Origin of the sequence: Methylotuvimicrobium sp. (assembly GCF_050611805.1) — a bacterium.
Taxonomy (GTDB): domain Bacteria; phylum Pseudomonadota; class Gammaproteobacteria; order Methylococcales; family Methylomonadaceae; genus Methylotuvimicrobium.
In genome coordinates, this window is the sequence record NZ_JBNGHF010000029.1 from 33,507 (window position 1) to 54,264 (window position 20,758).

The following is a 20,758-nucleotide window of genomic DNA, read 5'->3' on the forward strand; positions in this document are numbered from 1 at the left end:
CGATGACGAAAGACCAAATCCAAGCCCGATTTTTATTGAATTGGCCCGGCTTTTCGCTCGATATCGACCTGACATTGCCGGGACGCGGCGTCAGCGCGTTGTTCGGACAATCCGGTTCCGGCAAGACCACGCTACTGCGCTGCATGGCAGGACTGGAACGCGCCGGCCAGGGATTCTTGTCGTTCAAAGACGAAATTTGGCAGAACGGCAAGACCTGGCTGCCGACGCACCGACGGCCGATCGGTTATGTTTTCCAAGAAGCGAGTTTATTTCCGCACCTGAGTGTGCTGAATAATCTGCAATACGGCCGAAAAAGAATTCCAGAAACCCGGCAAACCGATCTCGATCCGATCATCGACCTCTTCGGCATTGGTCATTTATTGGACCGGAAACCGGACCGTCTGTCCGGCGGCGAAAGACAGCGCGTCGGCATTGCCCGCGCGCTCGCGGTCAATCCGCGACTACTGTTGATGGACGAACCGCTCAGCGCCCTGGATTCGGCCCGTAAGCAAGAGATTTTGCCTTATTTGGAAAAGCTTCGCGATCGATTCGATATCCCTATCGTTTATGTCAGCCATTCGCCGGACGAAGTCGCCCGGCTAGCCGATTATCTGGTTGTGATGAATAATGGCAAGGTCGTAACTCACGGACCGCTCAAGGAAACACTGGCGCGAATCGATTTACCGATACGTCTCGGCGAAGAGGCCGGCGTCGTGCTCGACGCGGTCGTCGCGGAACGCGACCCACAGTGGCATTTGGCAAAATTGGATTTTCCGGGCGGTAGTCTGTGGACGCGGGACAAAGGCATTGCGCTCGGCCGCCGCGTCCGCGTCAGAGTGCTGGCGAGGGATATTAGTCTGGCCTGTGACAATCGGGAACATTCCAGTATTCAGAATGTACTGCCCGGCGAGGTGGAAGCTATCGCGGACGACGAACATCCGGGATTGGCCTTGGTCAGCGTCAAAGTCGGGCCAAGCGTTTTGGTTGCGCGCTTGACCAAGCGCGCGGCGCACATGCTTGAAATAGCACCCGGCCAAGCGGTCTGGCTACAAATTAAATCAGTGGCATTAATGGAATAACATTTTGTCCACGAAACACGCGAGAATATTCAATTAGTTATACCTTCCAAGTTGATCACTCAATGAGTAATTCAAGTGATCTGCTATTTCCCAAGCTCCAAGCTTGGGAAACAGATACGTGAAGCTCTAGCTTCGCGATACAAGTGAAAAAGAAGCTAATGTTCTTTCGCTTGCAGCAATTACAGCGGAGAAAAGCCCAATCGGTCCAGTAGGTTTCGGGAAGCCAGAGCTTCCGGCTTTTACTTCCCAAGCTAGAGCTTGGGAAGTAGCGAATTTGATATGGTTCAAAGCACCCTCCCCTGGGTCCCGTTAGGCCGCGCCGAGCACTGGCGATTTTGCCGAGAACAGCCCGCTAGGGGAGCGGCAGGGATGCCGCTCGTTTTCGGAGGGCTAGGGATAGCCCTTCCGAAAACCCTCGGCAAAATCGTCAGCGCGCAGGATGCAGCGGCCTCCGGGTGTCTTTTCTTTTGGATACTTTTCTTTGGACAAGCAAAGAAAAGTATCGCGGCTGTCGGTCCGCGAACCGACGTCAAACTGGCGTCGCGATAGCGACACAATGCCTATTTCACTCAACCCCAAGCTCTTTGCCTGGAAATCAGAGAATAGAGAATCAATCAACCCGCATGTCGGGTTACGGCTTACGCCTAACCCGACCTACTTCTTTTTCAAAGCCTGTTTCGCTTGGTCCCACAACGCATCGAGTTCGGTCAGTTCGCAGTCCCGAAGCTCCCGCCCGGACTCTTGAACGTGTTTTTCGATATATTGAAAACGACCCGAAAACTTCTTCGTACTTTCGCGAAGCGCGATTTCGGGATTGACTTTCAGATGCCGGGCCAGATTGACCGCGACCAGGAGCAAATCGCCGACTTCTTCCTGAATATGGGCTTGATCGCCCGATTCCCAAGCCTCCCTGACTTCCTCTAATTCTTCGGTAACTTTATCGAACACCGGCAAAACTTCGGGCCAATCGAAGCCGTGGCTGGCGGCGCGGTTCTGGATTTTTTCGCATTGCACCAACGCCGGTAAATTGGCTGGAACGCCATCGAGGACGCTGTCCAGCAATTCGTTAGAACGCTTGGATTGTCGCTCTTCGAGTTTGGCTTGCTCCCAAGCCTGCTTGCGCTCTTCGTCGCTGCTATAAACCGCATCGCCGAAGACATGCGGATGCCGCCGGATCAGTTTTTCGGCAATGCCGCCGGCGACTTGCTCGAAATCGAACAATCCGCGCTCCTCGGCGATGCGAGAGTGGAAGACGACCTGCAACAACAAGTCGCCGAGTTCGAGCCTAAGATCATCGAGGTCGCCGCGCTCGATCGCATCGGCAACCTCATAGGCCTCCTCGATCGTGTACGGAATCAGGCTGTAGAAGTCCTGCTCGATGTCCCAGGCGCAACCGCATTCCGGCGAGCGTAAGCGGGCCATAATCGCGAGCAGTTTTTCGGTATTGCTTAGACTCAAAACGCAGCCCCGAAAGTCTCGCGGTAACGCTCTTTGAAGCCGTCGATGTCGAAGCTGTGATTTTGCGTGCCGTGATGCTCAATTTTAATGGAGCCCATCAACGAAGCGATCCTGCCGGTCGTCGGCCAACCCAAATCGTTCATCAAACCGTATAAGAGTCCGGCTCGGTAAGCATCGCCGCAACCGGTCGGATCGACAACCGCGGCAGGCTTAACGGGCGGAATCTCGATACACTCGCCGCCGACGTATATTTTCGAGCCGTTGCCGCCCAAGGTAACAATTAATGCCTCGACTTTATCGGCGATTTCATCCAATGACAATCCGGTGCGCTGCTGCATCATTTCGGATTCGTAATCGTTTAGCGTGACCCAATTCGCCTGTTCCAAAAACTTCAGTAGTTCATCGGCGTCGAACATCGGCATGCCTTGGCCCGGGTCGAATATGAACGGAATGCCCTGTTCGGCGAATTGCTCGGCATGCTGCTGCATGCCTTCCTTACCGTCCGGTGAGACGATGCCGATGCTGATCGAACCGTCGGTCGGCACCGAATTCAAATGCGAGAAAGTCATCGCACCGGGATGGAACGCCGTGATTTGATTGTCTTCCTGGTCGGTCGTGATATAAGCCTGACCGGTGTAATTGTCGTCGAGAATACGAATAAAATCGCTGGACAAGCCGCATTGAGACAACCACTGCGAATACGGTTCGAAATCGTGCCCTACCGTCGCCATGATCAATGGATCTTCGCCAAGCAAGTTGAGGTTATAGGCGATATTACCGGCACAACCGCCGTATTCGCGGCGCATGACCGGCACCAAAAACGAAACATTAAGAATGTGGACTTTTTCCGGCAAGATATGATTCCTGAAATTATCATGAAAGACCATGATGGTATCGTAAGCCATCGAACCACAGATTAATGCACTCATTGTTTCTCCTAAAAAAATAAGTAATTATTCAGCGCATGCGGTAGGTTGGTGTCAGGCATTGATTTCTAAGGACGCGTGAATACATCCCTGTAAGCTCTGACTGCAACGTCCTGTTGCAGACAGCCTTATAAATCAATGCCTGACACCTTCTCATACATGACTTACGCTGAATAATTACAAAAATAAAATCAATATCCAGGTCGCCGCCGCCCAAACCAAGGAAAGCATGACAGCGGCCGAACCGATGTCCTTGGCCCGGCCGGATAGTTCATGATGCTCGAAACCGACCCGGTCCACGACCGCTTCAACCGCCGAATTCAGTAATTCCACCAATAAAACCAGGACCATGCTGCCGATAAGCAGCAATTTCTCGATGTTTGTCTCGCCGAGCCAAACGGCCAACGGCGTCGTGACTATAAACAACCAAACCTCTTGCCTAAACGCCTCTTCATGAAACCAAGTGGCCTTAAAGCCCGACAGCGAAAAGAAAAAAGCGTTTACGATGCGTTTAAAACCTTTTGCGTTTTGATTTGCCATAGTTTGATACAAGTTTCGGTAGATTAAAACGCCAGATTACACAAGCCTTTTGTCATTTTAATTACAATGATTTTACAGCGTCTTAATAAGCTTGATAATTTTTATAAGTCATTGTTTATTAATGATATTATATTCCGACCAATACTTGTTCGATTTGTAAAAACGCCTGCAAAGTCAAATTGTTGAGAACCTTCTCAAGATGCTATCCACAGAGTTATCCACAGATTTTGTGGATAAATGACAAGCGGACGTATCACTTACAAGCAAAGTACCGGCCAACTCACATCCTTTCTTTTTCAAGTTGGTATTCAAGTATGTAGCCCGTATGCAGCGTAGCGAAATACGAGAATGGCGTAGCCCCGAACTACCCGGATTGCGCTTCGCTCCATCCGGGCTACGCTACTTGGACCCGCCGGAAGCGGTCGGTAACGATTTAGCAGCGGTGACCTGTGCTTAGCTTGAGCGTATGACCGCCCCCCCCATAACGCGTCAAACAACGCTTTCTGCTTATTCAGCGATTAATTGGCCATAGGCCGAAGCATCCAGCAAGGAATCCAATTCTGCCGGATTGTCGGCCTTCACACAAAACAGCCAAGCGTCGTAGGCATCGTCGTTAACCTGCTCCGGCGCATCGGATAGCTCCTCATTAACCGAAACGACTTCCCCGGACACGGGGCTGAATAAATCCGAAGCGGTTTTGACCGACTCGACGACCGCGCATTGCTCGCCCCCTTTCACGACACGCCCGACTTTAGGCAATTCGATAAAAACTAAATCGCCGAGTTCGGCTTGCGCGAATTCGGTAATACCGACGCGCACCACATTATCGTTTTCCAGTTTTGCCCATTCATGGGTTTTTGCATACTTTAAATTTTCCGGCAAATCGCTCATCGATAGTCCTCCGTTCAAAAATGCCTAACGGCGCAAACCGTAAAGAATAACGCGATCAATTATAAAAACAACAAATAATTTCGATTACGCGCCTTCCGGCCCTATATAATTTGCTTATGCCGTACATGAAATTCTCCTTTATTAACTTCGCCAGTCGCCCTATAACCTTGTTAGGCGAATTGAAATGGCCGACTTTGATTAGCCTAGCGCTTGCACTAAGCGCTAATGGCATTGCTTTTGCGGCGTCTCAAGATAAAGAAACAGCTCTCGTTCGAACCGAAACCGATGATGACGACTACGGGAATGAAGGCACTCTGAACATAGACTCGACCACCCAAATTCGCTCCGGCCTGAAAACAATCAAACTCAAACCTTATCGGTATCGTCCAGAACTGACCGCGTACGGCAATGTGGTTGCGTTACAACCGCTACTGGAGTTGAGAAACCGTTACCTCGCCGCACTCAGCGGGCATGAGAGCGCCAAGTCTCGACTGACGCTGGCTCAACAATCGATCGACCGAACTCGGCTTTTACACCGTGGCGGCGCCGTTTCCGGGCGCAGTCTTCAAGAACAACAGTCGCAATGGCAATCGGAACAAGCGATAACTCAAGGCAGTCGTCTACAAATCGAAACCGTTCGCAATGAGGCGGTACTCAATTGGGGCCAAGTGATTGCCGAATTGTTTCTTGATGCCAATACCGACACCTTACGCCCCTATCTTTCCGGACAAAAAAATTTATTGCATATCTCGTTGCCGCCTAATAATAAACCGGTCGGTACGCTCGACGAAATCCAGGTCTCGCGCTACGGCGACCGAAACCGAACCGAACCGGCGCGTTTTATATCGTCAGCACCGCAAACCGACCCACTGACCCAAGGCGAAAGTTATTTTTTCGAAACCGAAAACGGCAACATTCGAACCGGTATGCGCATCGCCGCCTTCATTCCGTTACGCGAAACCGCCGAAGTCGGCGTGTTAATTCCGGTATCATCCGTCATTCGCCATCTCGGTCAAGCTTTCGTTTACGTCAAAACAACACCGGAACATTTTCAGCGACTGACCATTACCGAATTTATCGACACGGATGCCGGCTATTTCGTCACGGACGGTTTGCATCCGAGTCAGGACTTAGTCGTAAGCGGTGCGCAAATGCTGCTTTCGGAGGAATTCAAAAGCCAAATTCCCGATGAAGATGATGATGATTGATTTGCCGAACACCGAAACGCAGGGCGGCGGGAAATCTGTTTTACACCTTTCGCAGCTCAAATTTCGGCAGTGCCTAAGGAGGCATCGGGGTGCTGGGTTCACGGCATCCTTTGACGGGCCCCCGGTGCCAAATTTTGATCTACGATGGGTATAAAATGCTGAGCGCCTTAATACGCTTTGCGATCCGTCAATATGGCATCGTGATCGTCTCGGCAATAGTGCTATTCGTCTACGGCTTTTATCGTTTCGCCGTGGCAGGCCTCGACATTTTTCCGGAATTTTCGCCGAAACAAGTCGTCATCCAAACCGAAGCGCCCGGCTATTCCGCCGAGCAGATCGAAACGCTCGTTACGCAAGCGATTGAAAGCTCAATTTCGGGGCTGATCGGCTTAAAAACGGTCCGCTCGGAATCGATACAGGGCTTATCGGTCGTGACCGCGCTTTTTGAAGAAAGTAGCGATATCCACAGTAATCGGCAGATGGTCGGCGAACGCCTGGCCGGTATCGCCAATCGTCTGCCGCAGGGCATCGGCCCGCCTCTGGCCGTACCCTTGTCTTCGTCATCGGCAACGGTTTTAACGATCGGTCTGCATTCGGATCGGCAGGATCTAATGGCCCTGAGAAGCCTTGCCGACTGGACGATCGTGCCGCGATTAATGGCGGTCCCAGGCGTTGCCGATGTCAATATATTCGGCGGTGAAATTCGGCAATTGCAAATTCAAGTCGACTCCGCCCGTTTGCAGCGCTTCGGCTTGGCTCTCGATGAAGTCGTTCAAGCCGCCTCGGAATCGACGAACCTTCAAGGGGGTGGGGTCATCGAAACCGACAATCAGCGTTTTAGCATCAAGCTTTCCGGCCAAAATCTCAGCCCGGAACGACTGCAAGACATTATTGTAAAGCATACTCAAGGACGAAGTGTCACGCTCGGGGATGTCGCCGATATTCGCTATGGCCCGGAACCGCCGATCGGCGCCGCACAAATCATGGGTCATCCGGGTATCGTCATGATGGTCATCGGCCAATACGGCGCCAATACGCTCACCGTTTCGAGACAGGTCGAAAAAGCCTTGAGCGAATTCAATACCCTATTCGCCAAGCAAGCGATCGATTTTTATCCGAACTTATTCCGTCCCGCCGATTACATCGAAACCTCGTTGCATAACTTATCGGGACATTTATTAATCGGCGGCCTATGCGTGTTGATCGTGCTGTATCTATTTTTATTCGAAATGCGGACCGCCTTCATCGCCGCGACGGCAATACCGGTATCGCTGATTGCCGCTGTTCTAGTGCTGCTCGAATTCGGCGTCAATTTGAATATCATGGTCTTAGGCGGACTTGCCATTGCGCTCGGCGAAGTCGTCGACGATGCGATCATCGATACCGAAAATATCTTTCGTCGGCTGCGTGAAAATCAGCTTTCGGCAGCACCGCGCCCGGTTTCCGAAGTCATCTACTCCGCCTCGATGGAAGTCAGAGGCTCGGTGGTCTATGCCAGCTTTATCGTCGCACTGGTTTTCGTGCCGCTGTTGTCCTTAACCGGTGTTGCCGGACGCCTGTTTTCGCCCTTGGGCATATCCTATATTCTTACGATACTGATGTCGCTAGTAGCGGCATTGACGCTGACTCCGGCGCTGTGCTTCCTGTTATTGAGCAAAACCCATACAACCGATAAAGAACCTCCATTGATCCGATTTTTAAAACCGGTTTACCGGCGTTGGCTTGGTTTCGTTAGTCGGCATTTTAAACTGGCAATATCAGCTGCCGTACTGATCTGTGTCGCCGGCCTGTCCGCATTGTTTTTCACGAACAGCCGATTTCTACCGCCGCTACGTGAAGGTCATTATATCGTGCATACCAGTAGTATTCCCGGCACGGCGCTGAAGGAATCGATCCGAATCGGTACGAAAATCACCGAGCAATTTTTACAAATTCCGGGCGTCGTTTCAGTTTCGCAATGGGCAGGGCGCGCGGAGCGCGGAGCCGATACCTACGGCAGTCATTACAGCGAATACGAAGTCCGCCTGGCGTCGATGTCCGGTCCGGAACAACAACAAGTCTTGAACCGAATGCGCGAGACTTTGGACGGAGTTCCGGGCATCGTGTTTGAAGCCAATACCTTTTTGACCGAACGGGTCGACGAAACCATCTCCGGCTACACGTCGCCCCTTGTGGTCAATGTTTACGGCAATGATTTGGGCGCTCTCGACACTAAAGCAGAGGAAATCGCACAACTATTTCGATCGATTCCGGGTGCGGCCGATGTAACGGTCCGTTCGCCGCCCGGCACACCGATACTCGAAATCCGGTTGCAATCGGACAAACTGGCCTTTTGGGGCCTGCGTCCGGCGCACATGATGAACACCGTGCAAAGCGCCTATGAGGGCCGCATCATCGGCAAACAACTCGAAGGCAACCGCATTAACAACATAGCCGTTACCCTCGATGTCAATGTCCGCAATAAGCCCGAAGCGCTCGAAAAACTATCGATCCGCGCCCCGGACGGCACGCTCGTGACTCTCGGGCAAATCGCCGATATCGAGCAAAGCTCCGGGCGATACAATATCCTGCATGAAGGAGCACAAAGGCGACAAACCGTTACCGCAAATATTATCGACCGGGATTACGAATCGTTCGTCGCCGAATTGAAGCAAAGAGTATTTGACGAAATCCAATTTCCGGCCGATATGTATCCGGAATTTACTGGCGCCGCGATCGAACAAGCCGAGGCCCGTCAAGAATTGATATTGCATTCGCTGTTGGCCGGTGCGGGCGTATTGATGCTTATCCACATTGCGATCGGCAGCTTTCGCCACACCGTATTGACACTCGTGAATCTGCCGTTTTCACTGGTCGGCGGTGTTGCGGCGGTATTCTTGACCGGCGCGACACTATCGGTGGGTTCGGTGGTCGGTTTCATCACGCTGTTCGGCATCACCGTACGAAACAGCATTATGTTGATCGCTCATTATCGGCATCTAGTGCAATCCGAAGGGAAAAGCTGGGATTTCGCCACAGCCATGCAAGGTGCGGAAGAACGCTTGCCGTCGATTCTAATGACCGCATTGGTCACCGCACTTGCGATGCTGCCTATCGCATTGAATAGCGATAATCCGGGCCGCGAAATCATGGGTCCGATGGCCGCAATCATCATCGGCGGTTTGATATCCTCGACGCTACTCAACCTACTACTCATGCCGGTTATTTTGTTACGATTCGGCAGATTTCAGGGAAAACTTTAAGCGATGAACCTAGAAAAAGCATTTCACCATGAAGATCATGAAGAAGAAGTTATACCCTTCGTAGATCAAAATTCGGCCCCGGGGTGCCCGTCAAAGGACGCCGACCCTTAGAATAAATAGCAGCATTTAAAATTTTGTGCGCTAAAATTTAAATAAACTTACACTTAATTTCAAATCTCCTCCATGAAACTCCGAACGCAAATTTCACTTGGTTTCGCCGGCATCCTGGTTCTGTTATTGCTGACATCCGGGATCGGTATTCAACGACTTATTTCACTCGTCGGCGAAACTCGAAATGTCGTCGAAGCCGATAACCTGCGCACCGCTTTGGTCGAGCGCGAGGTCGATCATCTAAATTGGGCGGCCCAACTCAATGACTTTGTTTATGACGATCATGCGCATGATTTGAATATACAGTTAGATCATACGCAATGCGCCTTCGGAAAATGGTTTTACGGTCAGGAAAGACGGCACGCCGAATCGCGCTTTCCGGAATTAAAACCACTACTCGCCGATGTCGAAGAACCGCATCGACTCTTGCACGAATCGGCGAAATTAATCCGGGATGCACGCGTCAACACGACCCGAAACACTGACCTGAGCGACACTCAACAAACCAGCGCGCTATATAAAAACGAAACAGTGCCCAATCTCCAAAGCGTGCAGCATTATCTTGGGCAAATGCGCGACATCGTCAATGCTTCGGCAGCCGCTATTCAACAAGCCATGGAAAACGACAGCACTCAAGCTCGTTTCGTTTTGACTGTCATTACAATTATTGCGATTTTGGCGGGTATCACTCTGGCCACGGTCATCGTCAGATACATTCTTAAACAACTCGGTGGCGAACCGACAGAACTGGCGGCGATCTCGAAACGTATGGCCTTTGGCGACTTGACGATGACATTAGATGTCAAACCCGGCGATCAGGAAAGCTTATATGCATCGATGGCGGAAATGATCAACAACCTTAAGCAAACGGTTGAGGAAGTAAGAAACCGTGCGGATTATTTGACCAGTGCCGCGAATGAAGTTAGCGCGACCTCGCAGAGCCTTAGCCAAAGCGCCACCGAACAAGCCTCGGGACTGGAGGAAACGACCTCCAGCTTGGAACAGCTGACCGCATCGGTGCAGCACAATAGCGAAAATGCTGTTGCAACCAGCAAAATCGCGACAGGAACGGCAGCGGAAGCGCAACAAGGCGGCGATGCAGTAACACGAACCGTGCAGGCAATGCGCGAAATTGCCGATAAAATCGAGATTATCGAAGACATTGCCAGAAAGACCAATTTGCTTTCGCTGAATGCCGCGATCGAAGCGGCTCGCGCCGGCGAACACGGGCGCGGCTTTTCGGTCGTCGCATCGGAAGTTCGCAATCTCGCCGAAAATAGCCGCAAAGCCGCGGAACAAATCGGGGAACTGGCCATCGACAGTGTCGATATCGCCAACCAAGCCGGACAATTGCTACAACAAATCGTTCCGGATATCGGCAAAACCGCAACCTTGATCGAAGAAATCACATCCGCCAGTAACGAACAAGCATCGGGCTTGGCCCAAATCAACGAAGCGATGACTCAACTGGACAAGGCCACCCAACAAAATGCCGCCGCTTCCGAACAGCTTGCAGCGACGGCCGAAGAACTTTCCGGCAATGCCGAGGAACTCCAGCAAGCCATGGCTTTTTTCAAAGTCGACGATGACGTCCAAAACCGTTGATTCTAAATTCGGCAGTTTAACCATGAAGCTCATGAAGTTCATTAAGGATTTCAATCAATTCTCGCTAACCTTATTGGCGAGCGAAAGCTCTATACAAATGAATAACAAATTATTGAATTAACTTCTTATTCTTCATAGTGAAATGCTTTTTCTAAACTATGTTCGCGTTAATAGTTGATACCCATTTGAACTCAAAGCCAGCAGAAACCAAAGGATATAGCTCTAAATAACTTGTTTTTTTCAATATTGAGCGGATTGTTGAAAGGAGGGTACGGTTGCTCGCTTGACAGGTGTCGGCGGCAGGGAAAGCCGCCGTCAAGCCTACATGGACGTATTTACGGCGTCCTGTCAAGCGAGTAATCGTACCCTCTTCCATGCTCAGCGCGTAGGTCGGGTTAATCTAGTTTTTCGATATTCAACACAATGCCGGTTCCGAAGAGGGGGGCGGTTGCTCGATCGACAGGCGTCGGCGGCAGGGAGCCGCCGTCGAGCCTAGATGGACGTATTCACCCAGCACCTAAATTCCATAGCTCATTGGCTTTGGTAAACTATCTTGGATAATTCATCCAGCACCTAAATAAGCCATGATTTTGAATCATTGCCAAAGACCTATGGAATTTAGGTGCTGGATTTAGGTGCTGGGTTCACGGCGTCCTGTCGGGCGAGTGACCGCACCCTCCCCACCCCAGAGAGCTTTCATTTACCGGGACGATGGCTAGGCCTTCATGAACGTTACTGTGAAAGTTCGCGGATTTGAAACGCGGATTCAACTAACAAGTGCAATGCCCTACGAATCCCGCAATTGCTCAAGTAAAGCCGAGAACTCATTCAAACCTTGCTTAATTTCGACAATATCGAAACTATCGATATGCCGTTCGAGACGTTCAGCATAGTCAAGGACTGGGGTAAACCGGTGACGCTCGCCGATTGCCGACACGTTTTCGGCAAATGCTTTCATTGCCGAAATATTATTATTAGAGGCCGCCTGCTCGCATTGCGGATTCAATTTTTCCAAGGCCGCCAACACTTCAGGCAAAATCGCCCGCTGATCTTCAGTCAATAGCACTTGAACCGGATCAGCTTGATACTCCTCATCCCTATCGAACGGTAAAAATTTGGCCAGCTCTTCAATCAAGTTGGCTTTCAACACCGGTTTTCTCAGATAAGCGTCGAAGTGCGCGGTTTTTACCCGGTCGTATTCGTCTTTCATGACCGACGCGGTCAACGCGATAATCGGCGTATCGCTAACCGATTTTATTATCTCGGCCGCCTCATAACCGCTCATCACCGGCATACGAATGTCCATCAATATCAAATCGACAGTCTGCCGTTTAACCGCTTCGACGGCATCCCTCCCGTTTTCAGCCGTCAAAACAGTCAAAGCCGTTCCGGAAAAATTCTCCTGCAATAAACGCCGATTATTTTCGATATCGTCGACGACCAAAACCGTTGCCGGGTGAAACCGGATTTTTTGATGACTCGTCCCGATTGGCATTGGTTCGGATTCGTCGATGGACGCGATATCGACATTGTAAAGTCTGACGGTAAAAGTAGAGCCTTCGCCCAAACGGCTACTCACAGCAATCTCGCCACCCATCATTTCGACCAAACGACGGCTAATCGCAAGCCCTAAACCGGTACCGCCGTATTTACGAATATCCTGCCCTTCCGATTGCTCGAATTCTTGAAAAATAACTTGTTGATGTTCCTGTGAAATACCGATACCGGTATCCTCGACGTCGATACATAAATCCAATCGACTACGAATCTCGTCTTCATTAGCGGTACGCGCAATCAAACGAATATGACCCTGATCGGTAAATTTCACGGCATTGCCGATTAAGTTGAATAGCACTTGACGCAAACGCGTGGCGTCGAGCACCAAGCTGTTCGGAATGGCGGGGTCGACATTTAAAATCAATGCCAAATTTTTTTCCCGCATTTTCATCGTAAAAATTCCGCCCAGTTCGGCAAATAATTCATGCGGATTGCAAGCTTGCTTTTCGATACTGAGTTTACCGGCTTCGATTTTCGATAAATCCAGAATATCGTTAATCAATGCCAGCAGGCTTTGTCCGGCGGCTTTGATCGTTTTCACGAAAGATTTGAGATGGGGTTCCTTGATTTGCTCGTCGAGCAATTCGGTGAAACCGATAATCGCATTCATCGGCGTTCTAATTTCATGGCTCATGTTCGCAAGAAACCGAGACTTGGCTTGATTTGCCGACTCCGCCTGTTCCTTGGCGTTGGCCAGCGCGATTTCAGCATTTTTTCGCTCGCTGATATCCCAACTCACGCCAATGATTTTCCCCGGTTTATTTTCGTTGCCAATAATCCGGCTGCCGCTGTAGAGTGTGCGAACCATACCGTCCGGACGAATGATCCGATATTCGTTATGAGCTTGATCATCGCACTGTTGTAACTGACTGATCACGCCTTGAATCAGCGACCGGTCTTCCGGATGGATAAGTTCTATCCATTCGACAAAGGCAAGACTCGGTTGTTTGGGTAGACCGCATATGTCGAACATCCTATCGTCGAACAGCAAATAGGGCTCTCCGGTCAAATTCAACTCCCAAACGCCGATTGATGCGATTCCGGCCGCAAGCGTTAGCCGTTCGTTCAGTAATGCGGCTTCTTGCTCGCTCTGCTTACGCCGGACTACTTCGTCGGCCAAACGCCGGTTCCAAAAAAACACGAACGCCAATATCAGTAAAAAGCCCCCAACGATCCAAGAGATCAACCGATAATCGATTTTCTCGGCAATATTGTTTGCCCAACTATCGTGTATTTTCTGCTGTTCGCTTGGTCCGATCGTATGCAAGGCACGATTTAAAAGCGGTGCCAATTGCGCTTGTTTCTGTGCAATGGCGAACCCAAGATCGCTGGTAAATTCGGTTTTACCGACGATCCGAATATTATGGATGCCTTGGTCTGCAATTTGATAGCCGGCTGCCGCCAGCGTGCAAAGCAATGCATCTACACTGCCTGTCGAAACCTCAGTCAAACCTTCGGCGACCGAATCCACATAGTGAAAATCGATTTCCGGATATTGGGCAGCAATAGTCGATGCATAAGCATAGCTCTTGACGATCGCCAATCGGCGATGCCGAATTTGCCGGATACTATCGACATAGGATTCGCGGTCGCTCATCACGATCACAACCGGACTACTGAAAAAGGACTCGGTGAGAACCAAGCGTTTATCGTCTAGACTATCAAGCGCTTCAAACATGATATCGACTTCGCCGAGTTCGATTTTTTGTTTGGCTTCGCGCCACGATTCAACCGGAATAATGTCCAATTCGATACGGAGTATTTTGGCGATCCATGCCAAATAATCGGCCGCCATACCGATATATCGACCCTGGCGATCGACGCTTTCATAAGGTAACTTATTTCTCTGAGCGGCAATTCGAATGACCGGATGCTCGGCCAACCATTTTTGCTCGGCAGACGTCATAGCGACCGTTCGCCCCTTAAACCTGGGGCCGAACCATTGGTCCTGCAATTCTTGTTTTTCCTGTTCGGGAATCGCCGCAAGCGCTTTGTTCAAGATCGAATGCAATTCCGGCAAATCCGTACGAACCGCCATGTGCAATTGCTGAGCCTCGCCGGGAGGCAATACCTTAAACGGACGGATCGTTGTGATCGCATTGCGTTTCAGCCAATAGGTGATAACCGAATGCGCATCGACCAGTAAATCCGCTTTTCTCTCAATAACGCTTTGCAAAGCTCCCATTAGATCCTCGGCTTCGAGAATATTCAGCTCCGGGAACATTTTTTTTATGGTTTTATCATGCAAAAAACCTTTCGGTATCGCGATCGTTTTGCCGGCTAAATCCGCCAAGGACTTGGCTTGAACATCTTCATGAATAAAAAAATAATCTAGCATCCATTGGTATGGTTCGGTAAAAAGCATATCCCCCGCTCGTTCCTCGGAATAATAAAGCGAAGGTAATAAGTCGATTTCGCGTTGCCGGATCTTTTGCAGAAGATTACTCCAATCATCGATCTCGGCTTCGAAAGTCAGACCTGTATATTGCCCGATCAATTGCAACATATCCCGACTCAAGCCGGTATGAGCATCGTTGCGATCGACAAAATCATAAGGCGCCCAATCCCGCTCTCCACCGTAATGGACTACCGGGTTGCGTTTTATCCAAGCTCGCTCTTTAGCCGAAAAAGCCAATACCGGACCGGTCTCGGCATCCGGCAAGCGAAAAAAAAAGTCATCCCCGATGCGACTGTGCTCGACAAACCCCAAACGTTGATAATCCTCGGCCGTCAAACGATAACGCTTAGGATCGACCGAGCCCAACTGTATCAACTCCGGAATAATCATCTGCCGAGTCATACGCGCTTCGTAGTCCAGATAATCGCGGGAAAGCTTAGGGTTATAACGAGCGATAATCAGCTCGATGATTTCTTCCGGGTGATCGAGCGCATACTGCCAACCTTTGAGCGTCGCCCGGCTGATTTTTTCGACTCGCGCGGGATGCTCGATGATTTCATCGCGGGTGGTAAATAAATTGTCTCCATAATAATCAATTCCGTAATTTTGCGGATTGATGACATTAACTTCAATTCCTTGCTCTTTCAAAAGAAAAGGCTGCGAAGTCGCGTAGGCGGTAACGACATCGATCTTGCCGTCGCGTAAATCCCGATAGGAATCGCCGTTGGCCTTGAAACGTTGAACTTTATTGAGATCGCCGAGGGTTTTTAGCAGCAACGCATTCAGCGCCGCATCGCCGCGACTGGATAAGTCGAGCGCGACTTTTTTGCCGATCATTTCATAAGGACTGACGATGCCCGATTCGCGGCGTGCTATAAATACTAGCGGAGAATGTTGAAAGAATTGATTGATCAGAACGACAGGTTCGCCCTGTAAATGATAGATCAGCAAAGTGCTATCGGTTACGCCGTATTCCGATTCTCCGGCAAGGACTTGCTTGACGAAGTCTTTCGAATAATCGATTTCCTTTAACTGAACTTCGAGTCCCTCGTCCCGGTAAAAACCTTTCTCGATAGCCGCATAGTAGCCGGCAAACTGAAAGCCATGTTCCCAACGTAATTGAATGCTGACCGAGTCTAGCGCCGATTCGTCTGCTGCTACGCGCGCACTGCTTAAGAATAGATAAAAAAAGCACAACAGAATGACAATAGCGGTTTTTACAACCATCGGCGGCATTGAACCGGCACTCACTTTAAATCGGCGATTGCAAAAAACTCATCGACATGATCCAGGAAAATATCGACCAATTCCGGGTCGAACTGCGTTTCGCGATGTCCCTCAATGTAATCGACAACCCGATCGCGACTCCAAACGGCTTTATAACATCGTGAATGAGTCAACGCATCGAACACATCGGCTAATGCGACGATTCGGCCGTAAATATGAATATCGTTACCCTTCAATCCGCGCGGATATCCGCTACCGTCCCATTTCTCATGATGTTCGTGAGCGATGACGGCAGCGGATTTAATGATTCTTCGATCCGAACGGCATAGTAATTGATAACCGTTGGTGGTATGCGACTTGATGACATTAAATTCCTCCTCGGTCAATCGTCCCGGCTTATTCAATATTTCCCTGGGTATCATCATCTTGCCGATATCATGCATCGGGGAGGCATGATACAACATATCCATATCGTGAACGGAGAGGCTTTTATGATATTTAGCCAACAATGCTGAAATCTCGGACAAACGCTTGATATGTTTTCCCGTTTCATCCGAAGTCGACTCCATCAATTCGGTCAGCATAAAGATCATCTCTTTTTGATTTTCTTCCAACTCCGTAAGTAAGCGGACTCGCTCATAAGCGACTTTCGCTTCCAATGCGATATTATGTTCATGCAGTAATTTTTTTGCATGAAACAAGTCGATATGCGTCTTGACGCGCGCCAATAATTCATCGGCATGAAAAGGCTTGGTTATATAGTCGACGCCGCCGACAGAAAAGCCTTTCGCTACTGAATCGACATCGACACGGGCGGTCAAAAAAATAATCGGCACATCCTGATAGCGCGGATTAGTTTTTAAAATTCGGCAGACTTCAAAGCCTTCCATGCCCGGCATCATAATATCCAACAGAATCAAATCGAACGGCGCAGGATTATCTCGAATGAGTCGCAACGCTTCCTCTCCGCTGCCGGCAAACGAGAGATCGTAATTGTCTTCCTTTAAAAAGTTCATGGCGACACGAATGTTATCGATGACGTCATCGACAATCAGAATACGATTGGATGTAAGCATAGGGTGTGTTCGATTGCTTCATGAAATGTGCTATTAAGCGTAGCAATCAAATCCGAGATTGTCCATGGTCCATGTTGAGCAATCAATGACTTGCCGATTTGAATGATTTTTAAATTATATAAAGGATTTCTATTGCAAATCGCGGCGGGATAGCCTGGACTCAATAAGGCTCTCGCAGGATATGATTGAAACAACAGTATTATAAATAATGCCCAACTGAATCCTGAATCGCCATTCCGATTATTTTTTCAATAACTTACGACCTATAAATGTTAAGAATAGGCTCCCGGGAACCGAACTGCCTAAAACTTGCCCATACTCAATACAAAACCATCTATAATTTATTACAAATTACGGGCGTAAAACGCTTTCCGTACTCTTACTCATTCATGAATCTCATTGTGCAACTGATTATCCCATTTATTTTACTTTTTTTATCGATGCCGTCGGTTGCCGCTGATTTAACGATCGACTCGGCCTCAGCATCGGTTCCGGTAAGCACTATAACTTTGAATCCAGAAGAACAGAAGTGGCTGGAAAAGCATAAAAAAATCCGAATCGCTTTCGACGGAGACTTTCCTCCATTTAGCTTTGTCAATGATGAAGGCATTGTCGAAGGTGTCGCCGTTGAAATCATTAGCCTACTAAGCCGGCGACTAGGCATTGACTTCGAAATTTATCCACACACCGAATGGAACCGAATTTACGAAGCAGCTGTCGCAAGAAAAACCGATGTCGTGGCAACGATGGTTAATAGACCGGAGCGTCGTACATGGTTTTTCTTTACTCAACCCTATCTCAACAAATCGCTAGTCATCATTGCCCGAAAAGACAATTTCACCATCAAGCGCCGCACCGATATCGCCGGCAAAAAAATCGCCTTAGTCGACAATTATCAATATGTCGACCGAGTTCGCGAAGAATTTCCTTCGATCAAAATACATGCGGTCGAATCTTTCCTCGAAGGACTTAAAGCGGTTGCTAACCGACAAGCGGATGCCGCAATCACTTTTACCGGAACAGGTCATTTTTTAATCGATAAACACCAACTCAATGATCTTAATATAGCGGCGTTCTATGATCACAACAGCGCAAACGAAAGTATTGCGATACGTAAAGATTGGCCGGAATTGGCTTCGATATTACAAAAAGGGCTCGACTCGCTCAGCTCCGATGAAAAACAGGCGATCTTCGAAAAATGGGTACCCAAGGTTGAAACCGTAGTCACCGACTATGTGCTGATCGGAAAGATTATCGTTGCATTCGCATTCGTGCTACTCATCATGTTGCTTTGGATTGTTCAAGTCCGGAGACAAAATCGCCGTATCGAACAATCCAAGGATGAAGTGTTGCTCGCCAATCAACAGTTAGTCAATCTACAAAACGAACTGGAAAACTTAGTCGAGCAACGGACTGCCGAACTTAAAGCCAGCGAACAAAAATACCGTAGCTTAGTCGAGAATCTGCGCCATGAATATTTTTTCTATCGTCAAGACCCTTCGGGATTACTGACTTATGTGAGCCCTTCGGTCAGTAATATACTCGGCTACAGTACGGAAGAGTTTATCGCCAATCACCGCGATTTCCTGACCGACAACCCCGCTAATTTAAATATCGATAAAAACACGGATTTATGCTTAAAAGGCATGCCTCAACCGCCTTACGAAGTCGAGGTTTATGATAACAACGGTTATATTCATTGGCTTGAAGTCATGGACTCGCCCGTATTCGACCAAAACGGCCAATGCATAGGCGTCGATGGCATTGCACACGATATTACCGATCGTAAAGAAACGCATGAATTGCTCACATCGCTGTCTTATTATGACGAACTGACCGGTTTGGCCAACCGGCGCTTATTCGCCGATCGCTTACAACAAGCGATCAATCTTGCGCACCGGAACAAAGCTTCGATTACGTTGTTTTATCTTGACCTAGATAAGTTTAAATCGATCAATGACACACTCGGCCATGTTGCAGGAGACGAAGTTCTTAAGGAAACGGCGCAAAAAATACTGTCAGTAATACGCGATTCCGATATTGCGGCCCGCATGGGCGGAGATGAATTCATCATACTCCTGCCCGATTCCGACGCTCAAGCCGCCGTATCGGTCGCTGAAAAGCTCATTAAAGTCTTGCAACAGCCTTATTACATCGGCGAACAAATGCTGACCGTCGGCAGCAGTATCGGTATCTCTGTATATCCGGACAACGGCACCGACGGCGATAGCCTAATCAGTCATGCCGATACCGCGATGTATCACGCCAAGAAAGAAAAATTGGGTTATGCTTTTTATTCCGAGGACATGCAACCGGCTTTCATAAGCTCCGAACAACTGACCGAAGACTTGGCGAAAACCGTTAATCATTGCCTGCGAATAAGCCGGACAACCTCAGCAAGTTCGTTGGAAAATACTCAAAATCCAGGCATGAACGGTCACTTTTTGATTTATTATCAGAGTCGACATGCATTAATCAACAGCGGCATTATCGGTTTCGAGAGTTTAGTCCGCTGGTATCACCCCGAACAAGGCATCTTGTCGCCTTCGGAATTTTTACCGATCGCCGAAAAATCTGGCTTAATCGATAAAATTACCGACTGGGTGGTCAGACAGGTCTGTAGTCAGGCACTGGCTTGGGAAAAGATGAACCTCAGACCCGCCAAAATAAGCATTAATCTTTCGCTCAATCAAATTCAACAACAGAACTTGGTAGAAAGAATCCTACGCGATATCGATAACCTCGGAGCAACTCCGAATTGGCTGGAAATTGAGATTAAAGAGAGCACGATCATGCAAGATATCGATCATGCCATTAACATCCTTCATCGACTAAATGCTGCGGGCCTTTCGGTTGCCATAGACGATATCAATTCCGACTCGCCTATTTTGGAGCGGCTCGATTCTCTTCCGGCGCAAACCATCAAAATTGATCGAGCACTCATGCGCACTCTACCTATGAATATCGAAAATGCGGACAGCGTTATATCGATCATCAATAAAGCGCACGCTCATGGTAAAGCTGTTACGGCGGAAGGAGTAGAAAGTGAAAATCAATTAGATTTTCTCAAAGCAAACCACTGCGATAACGTGCAAGGATTCTATTTCAGCAAGCCCCTACCAGCAGCCGACGCAGAAAACTTTCTCAAAAGTTTGTCATGGTTTCTTGATAAAAACGACTAAATTATACTTCGCACGGTCATGTTTGCGGATTTTATGGCAAGGCTATTTTGTTCGAGAGCAAGGCGCGAAAACAGGCGCATAGCAAGCTATGTAACTGTTTTCGCAAAGCTACCGCTCCTGCTCACGCCCCTTACCTACATCCATGTAGGTAACGCCGCTCTCGGACAAAAGAGCGCGTCAGAAAGCCGCAAATGTGACCGCGCGAAGTATATATACCTATCCACACTTCAAATTTCGGAATTGACATATCTATCGTTG

Annotated in this window: 12 protein-coding genes; 6 read left to right on the forward strand and 6 right to left on the reverse strand. The window is 49.1% G+C overall.

Annotated elements, in window-relative coordinates:
• Positions 1-2: 2 nt before the first annotated feature.
• The gene (modC, locus tag ACRJJO_RS14380) at positions 3-1,079 is read left to right on the forward strand and encodes a molybdenum ABC transporter ATP-binding protein (RefSeq protein WP_431066376.1); all 1,077 of its coding nucleotides are present in this window, start codon (positions 3-5) and stop codon (positions 1,077-1,079) included.
• 654 nt (positions 1,080-1,733) lie between these two features.
• Here modC and mazG read toward each other — a convergent pair.
• From mazG to ACRJJO_RS14395, 3 genes are all read right to left on the reverse strand, one after another.
• Positions 1,734-2,537 (reverse strand): nucleoside triphosphate pyrophosphohydrolase, encoded by an 804-nt coding sequence (mazG, locus tag ACRJJO_RS14385; RefSeq protein WP_431066377.1) that lies wholly within the window; start codon positions 2,535-2,537, stop codon positions 1,734-1,736.
• The gene (locus ACRJJO_RS14390; protein WP_431066378.1) at positions 2,534-3,466 is read right to left on the reverse strand and encodes a carbohydrate kinase family protein; all 933 of its coding nucleotides are present in this window, start codon (positions 3,464-3,466) and stop codon (positions 2,534-2,536) included. Before ACRJJO_RS14390 ends, mazG begins: the two co-directional genes overlap by 4 nt.
• 174 nt (positions 3,467-3,640) lie before the next feature.
• Positions 3,641-4,003, reverse strand: a complete 363-nt coding sequence (locus ACRJJO_RS14395; protein ID WP_431066379.1) for a diacylglycerol kinase — start codon at positions 4,001-4,003, stop codon at positions 3,641-3,643.
• Between the two features lie 325 nt (positions 4,004-4,328).
• On the opposite strand from ACRJJO_RS14395, the gene ACRJJO_RS14400 reads away from it, so the two are divergent.
• The gene (locus ACRJJO_RS14400; protein ID WP_341328385.1) at positions 4,329-4,460 is read left to right on the forward strand and encodes a hypothetical protein; all 132 of its coding nucleotides are present in this window, start codon (positions 4,329-4,331) and stop codon (positions 4,458-4,460) included.
• A gap of 50 nt (positions 4,461-4,510) precedes the next feature.
• Here the strand turns inward: ACRJJO_RS14400 and gcvH are convergent, their stop codons facing one another.
• The gene (gcvH, locus tag ACRJJO_RS14405) at positions 4,511-4,894 is read right to left on the reverse strand and encodes a glycine cleavage system protein GcvH (protein ID WP_431066380.1); all 384 of its coding nucleotides are present in this window, start codon (positions 4,892-4,894) and stop codon (positions 4,511-4,513) included.
• Between the two features lie 125 nt (positions 4,895-5,019).
• Between gcvH and ACRJJO_RS14410 the strand changes: the two genes are divergently transcribed.
• The 3 genes from ACRJJO_RS14410 (at position 5,020) to ACRJJO_RS14420 (ending at position 11,060) form a co-directional block, all read left to right on the forward strand.
• Entirely contained in the window at positions 5,020-6,102 is a 1,083-nt protein-coding gene (locus ACRJJO_RS14410) for an efflux RND transporter periplasmic adaptor subunit (protein ID WP_431066381.1), read from the forward strand.
• A 155-nt stretch (positions 6,103-6,257) separates the two neighbouring features.
• Complete coding sequence (locus ACRJJO_RS14415) at positions 6,258-9,344, forward strand: efflux RND transporter permease subunit (protein WP_431066382.1); 3,087 nt, start codon at positions 6,258-6,260, stop codon at positions 9,342-9,344.
• A 183-nt stretch (positions 9,345-9,527) separates the two neighbouring features.
• Positions 9,528-11,060 carry a methyl-accepting chemotaxis protein gene (locus ACRJJO_RS14420; RefSeq protein WP_431066383.1) on the forward strand — a complete coding sequence of 511 codons (1,533 nt, stop codon included), beginning with the start codon at positions 9,528-9,530 and terminating at the stop codon, positions 11,058-11,060.
• Positions 11,061-11,847: 787 nt separating this feature from the next.
• Here ACRJJO_RS14420 and ACRJJO_RS14425 read toward each other — a convergent pair.
• Positions 11,848-16,266 carry an ABC transporter substrate-binding protein gene (locus ACRJJO_RS14425; RefSeq protein ID WP_431066384.1) on the reverse strand — a complete coding sequence of 1,473 codons (4,419 nt, stop codon included), beginning with the start codon at positions 16,264-16,266 and terminating at the stop codon, positions 11,848-11,850.
• A complete protein-coding gene (locus ACRJJO_RS14430) occupies positions 16,263-17,318 on the reverse strand; it encodes an HD-GYP domain-containing protein (RefSeq protein ID WP_431066385.1) in 1,056 nt (351 codons plus the stop codon). The genes ACRJJO_RS14425 and ACRJJO_RS14430 overlap by 4 nt, the downstream gene beginning before the upstream one ends.
• A 401-nt stretch (positions 17,319-17,719) precedes the next feature.
• Between ACRJJO_RS14430 and ACRJJO_RS14435 the strand changes: the two genes are divergently transcribed.
• Positions 17,720-20,500: a bifunctional diguanylate cyclase/phosphodiesterase gene (locus tag ACRJJO_RS14435; RefSeq protein WP_431066386.1), complete on the forward strand. Its 2,781-nt coding sequence runs from the start codon at positions 17,720-17,722 to the stop codon at positions 20,498-20,500.
• Positions 20,501-20,758: the final 258 nt, after the last annotated feature.

What these genes read in the sequence shown, in the direction of transcription:
- ACRJJO_RS14400 (WP_341328385.1), top strand. Translation starts at nt 4,329, where the DNA reads ATGCAGCGTAGCGAAATACGAGAATGGCGTAGCCCCGAACTACCCGGA.
- ACRJJO_RS14420 (WP_431066383.1), top strand. Translation starts at nt 9,528, where the DNA reads ATGAAACTCCGAACGCAAATTTCACTTGGTTTCGCCGGCATCCTGGTT.
- ACRJJO_RS14395 (WP_431066379.1), bottom strand. Translation starts at nt 4,003, where the DNA reads ATGGCAAATCAAAACGCAAAAGGTTTTAAACGCATCGTAAACGCTTTT.
- modC (WP_431066376.1), top strand. Translation starts at nt 3, where the DNA reads ATGACGAAAGACCAAATCCAAGCCCGATTTTTATTGAATTGGCCCGGC.
- gcvH (WP_431066380.1), bottom strand. Translation starts at nt 4,894, where the DNA reads ATGAGCGATTTGCCGGAAAATTTAAAGTATGCAAAAACCCATGAATGG.
- ACRJJO_RS14415 (WP_431066382.1), top strand. Translation starts at nt 6,258, where the DNA reads ATGCTGAGCGCCTTAATACGCTTTGCGATCCGTCAATATGGCATCGTG.
- ACRJJO_RS14410 (WP_431066381.1), top strand. Translation starts at nt 5,020, where the DNA reads ATGAAATTCTCCTTTATTAACTTCGCCAGTCGCCCTATAACCTTGTTA.
- ACRJJO_RS14390 (WP_431066378.1), bottom strand. Translation starts at nt 3,466, where the DNA reads ATGAGTGCATTAATCTGTGGTTCGATGGCTTACGATACCATCATGGTC.
- ACRJJO_RS14430 (WP_431066385.1), bottom strand. Translation starts at nt 17,318, where the DNA reads ATGCTTACATCCAATCGTATTCTGATTGTCGATGACGTCATCGATAAC.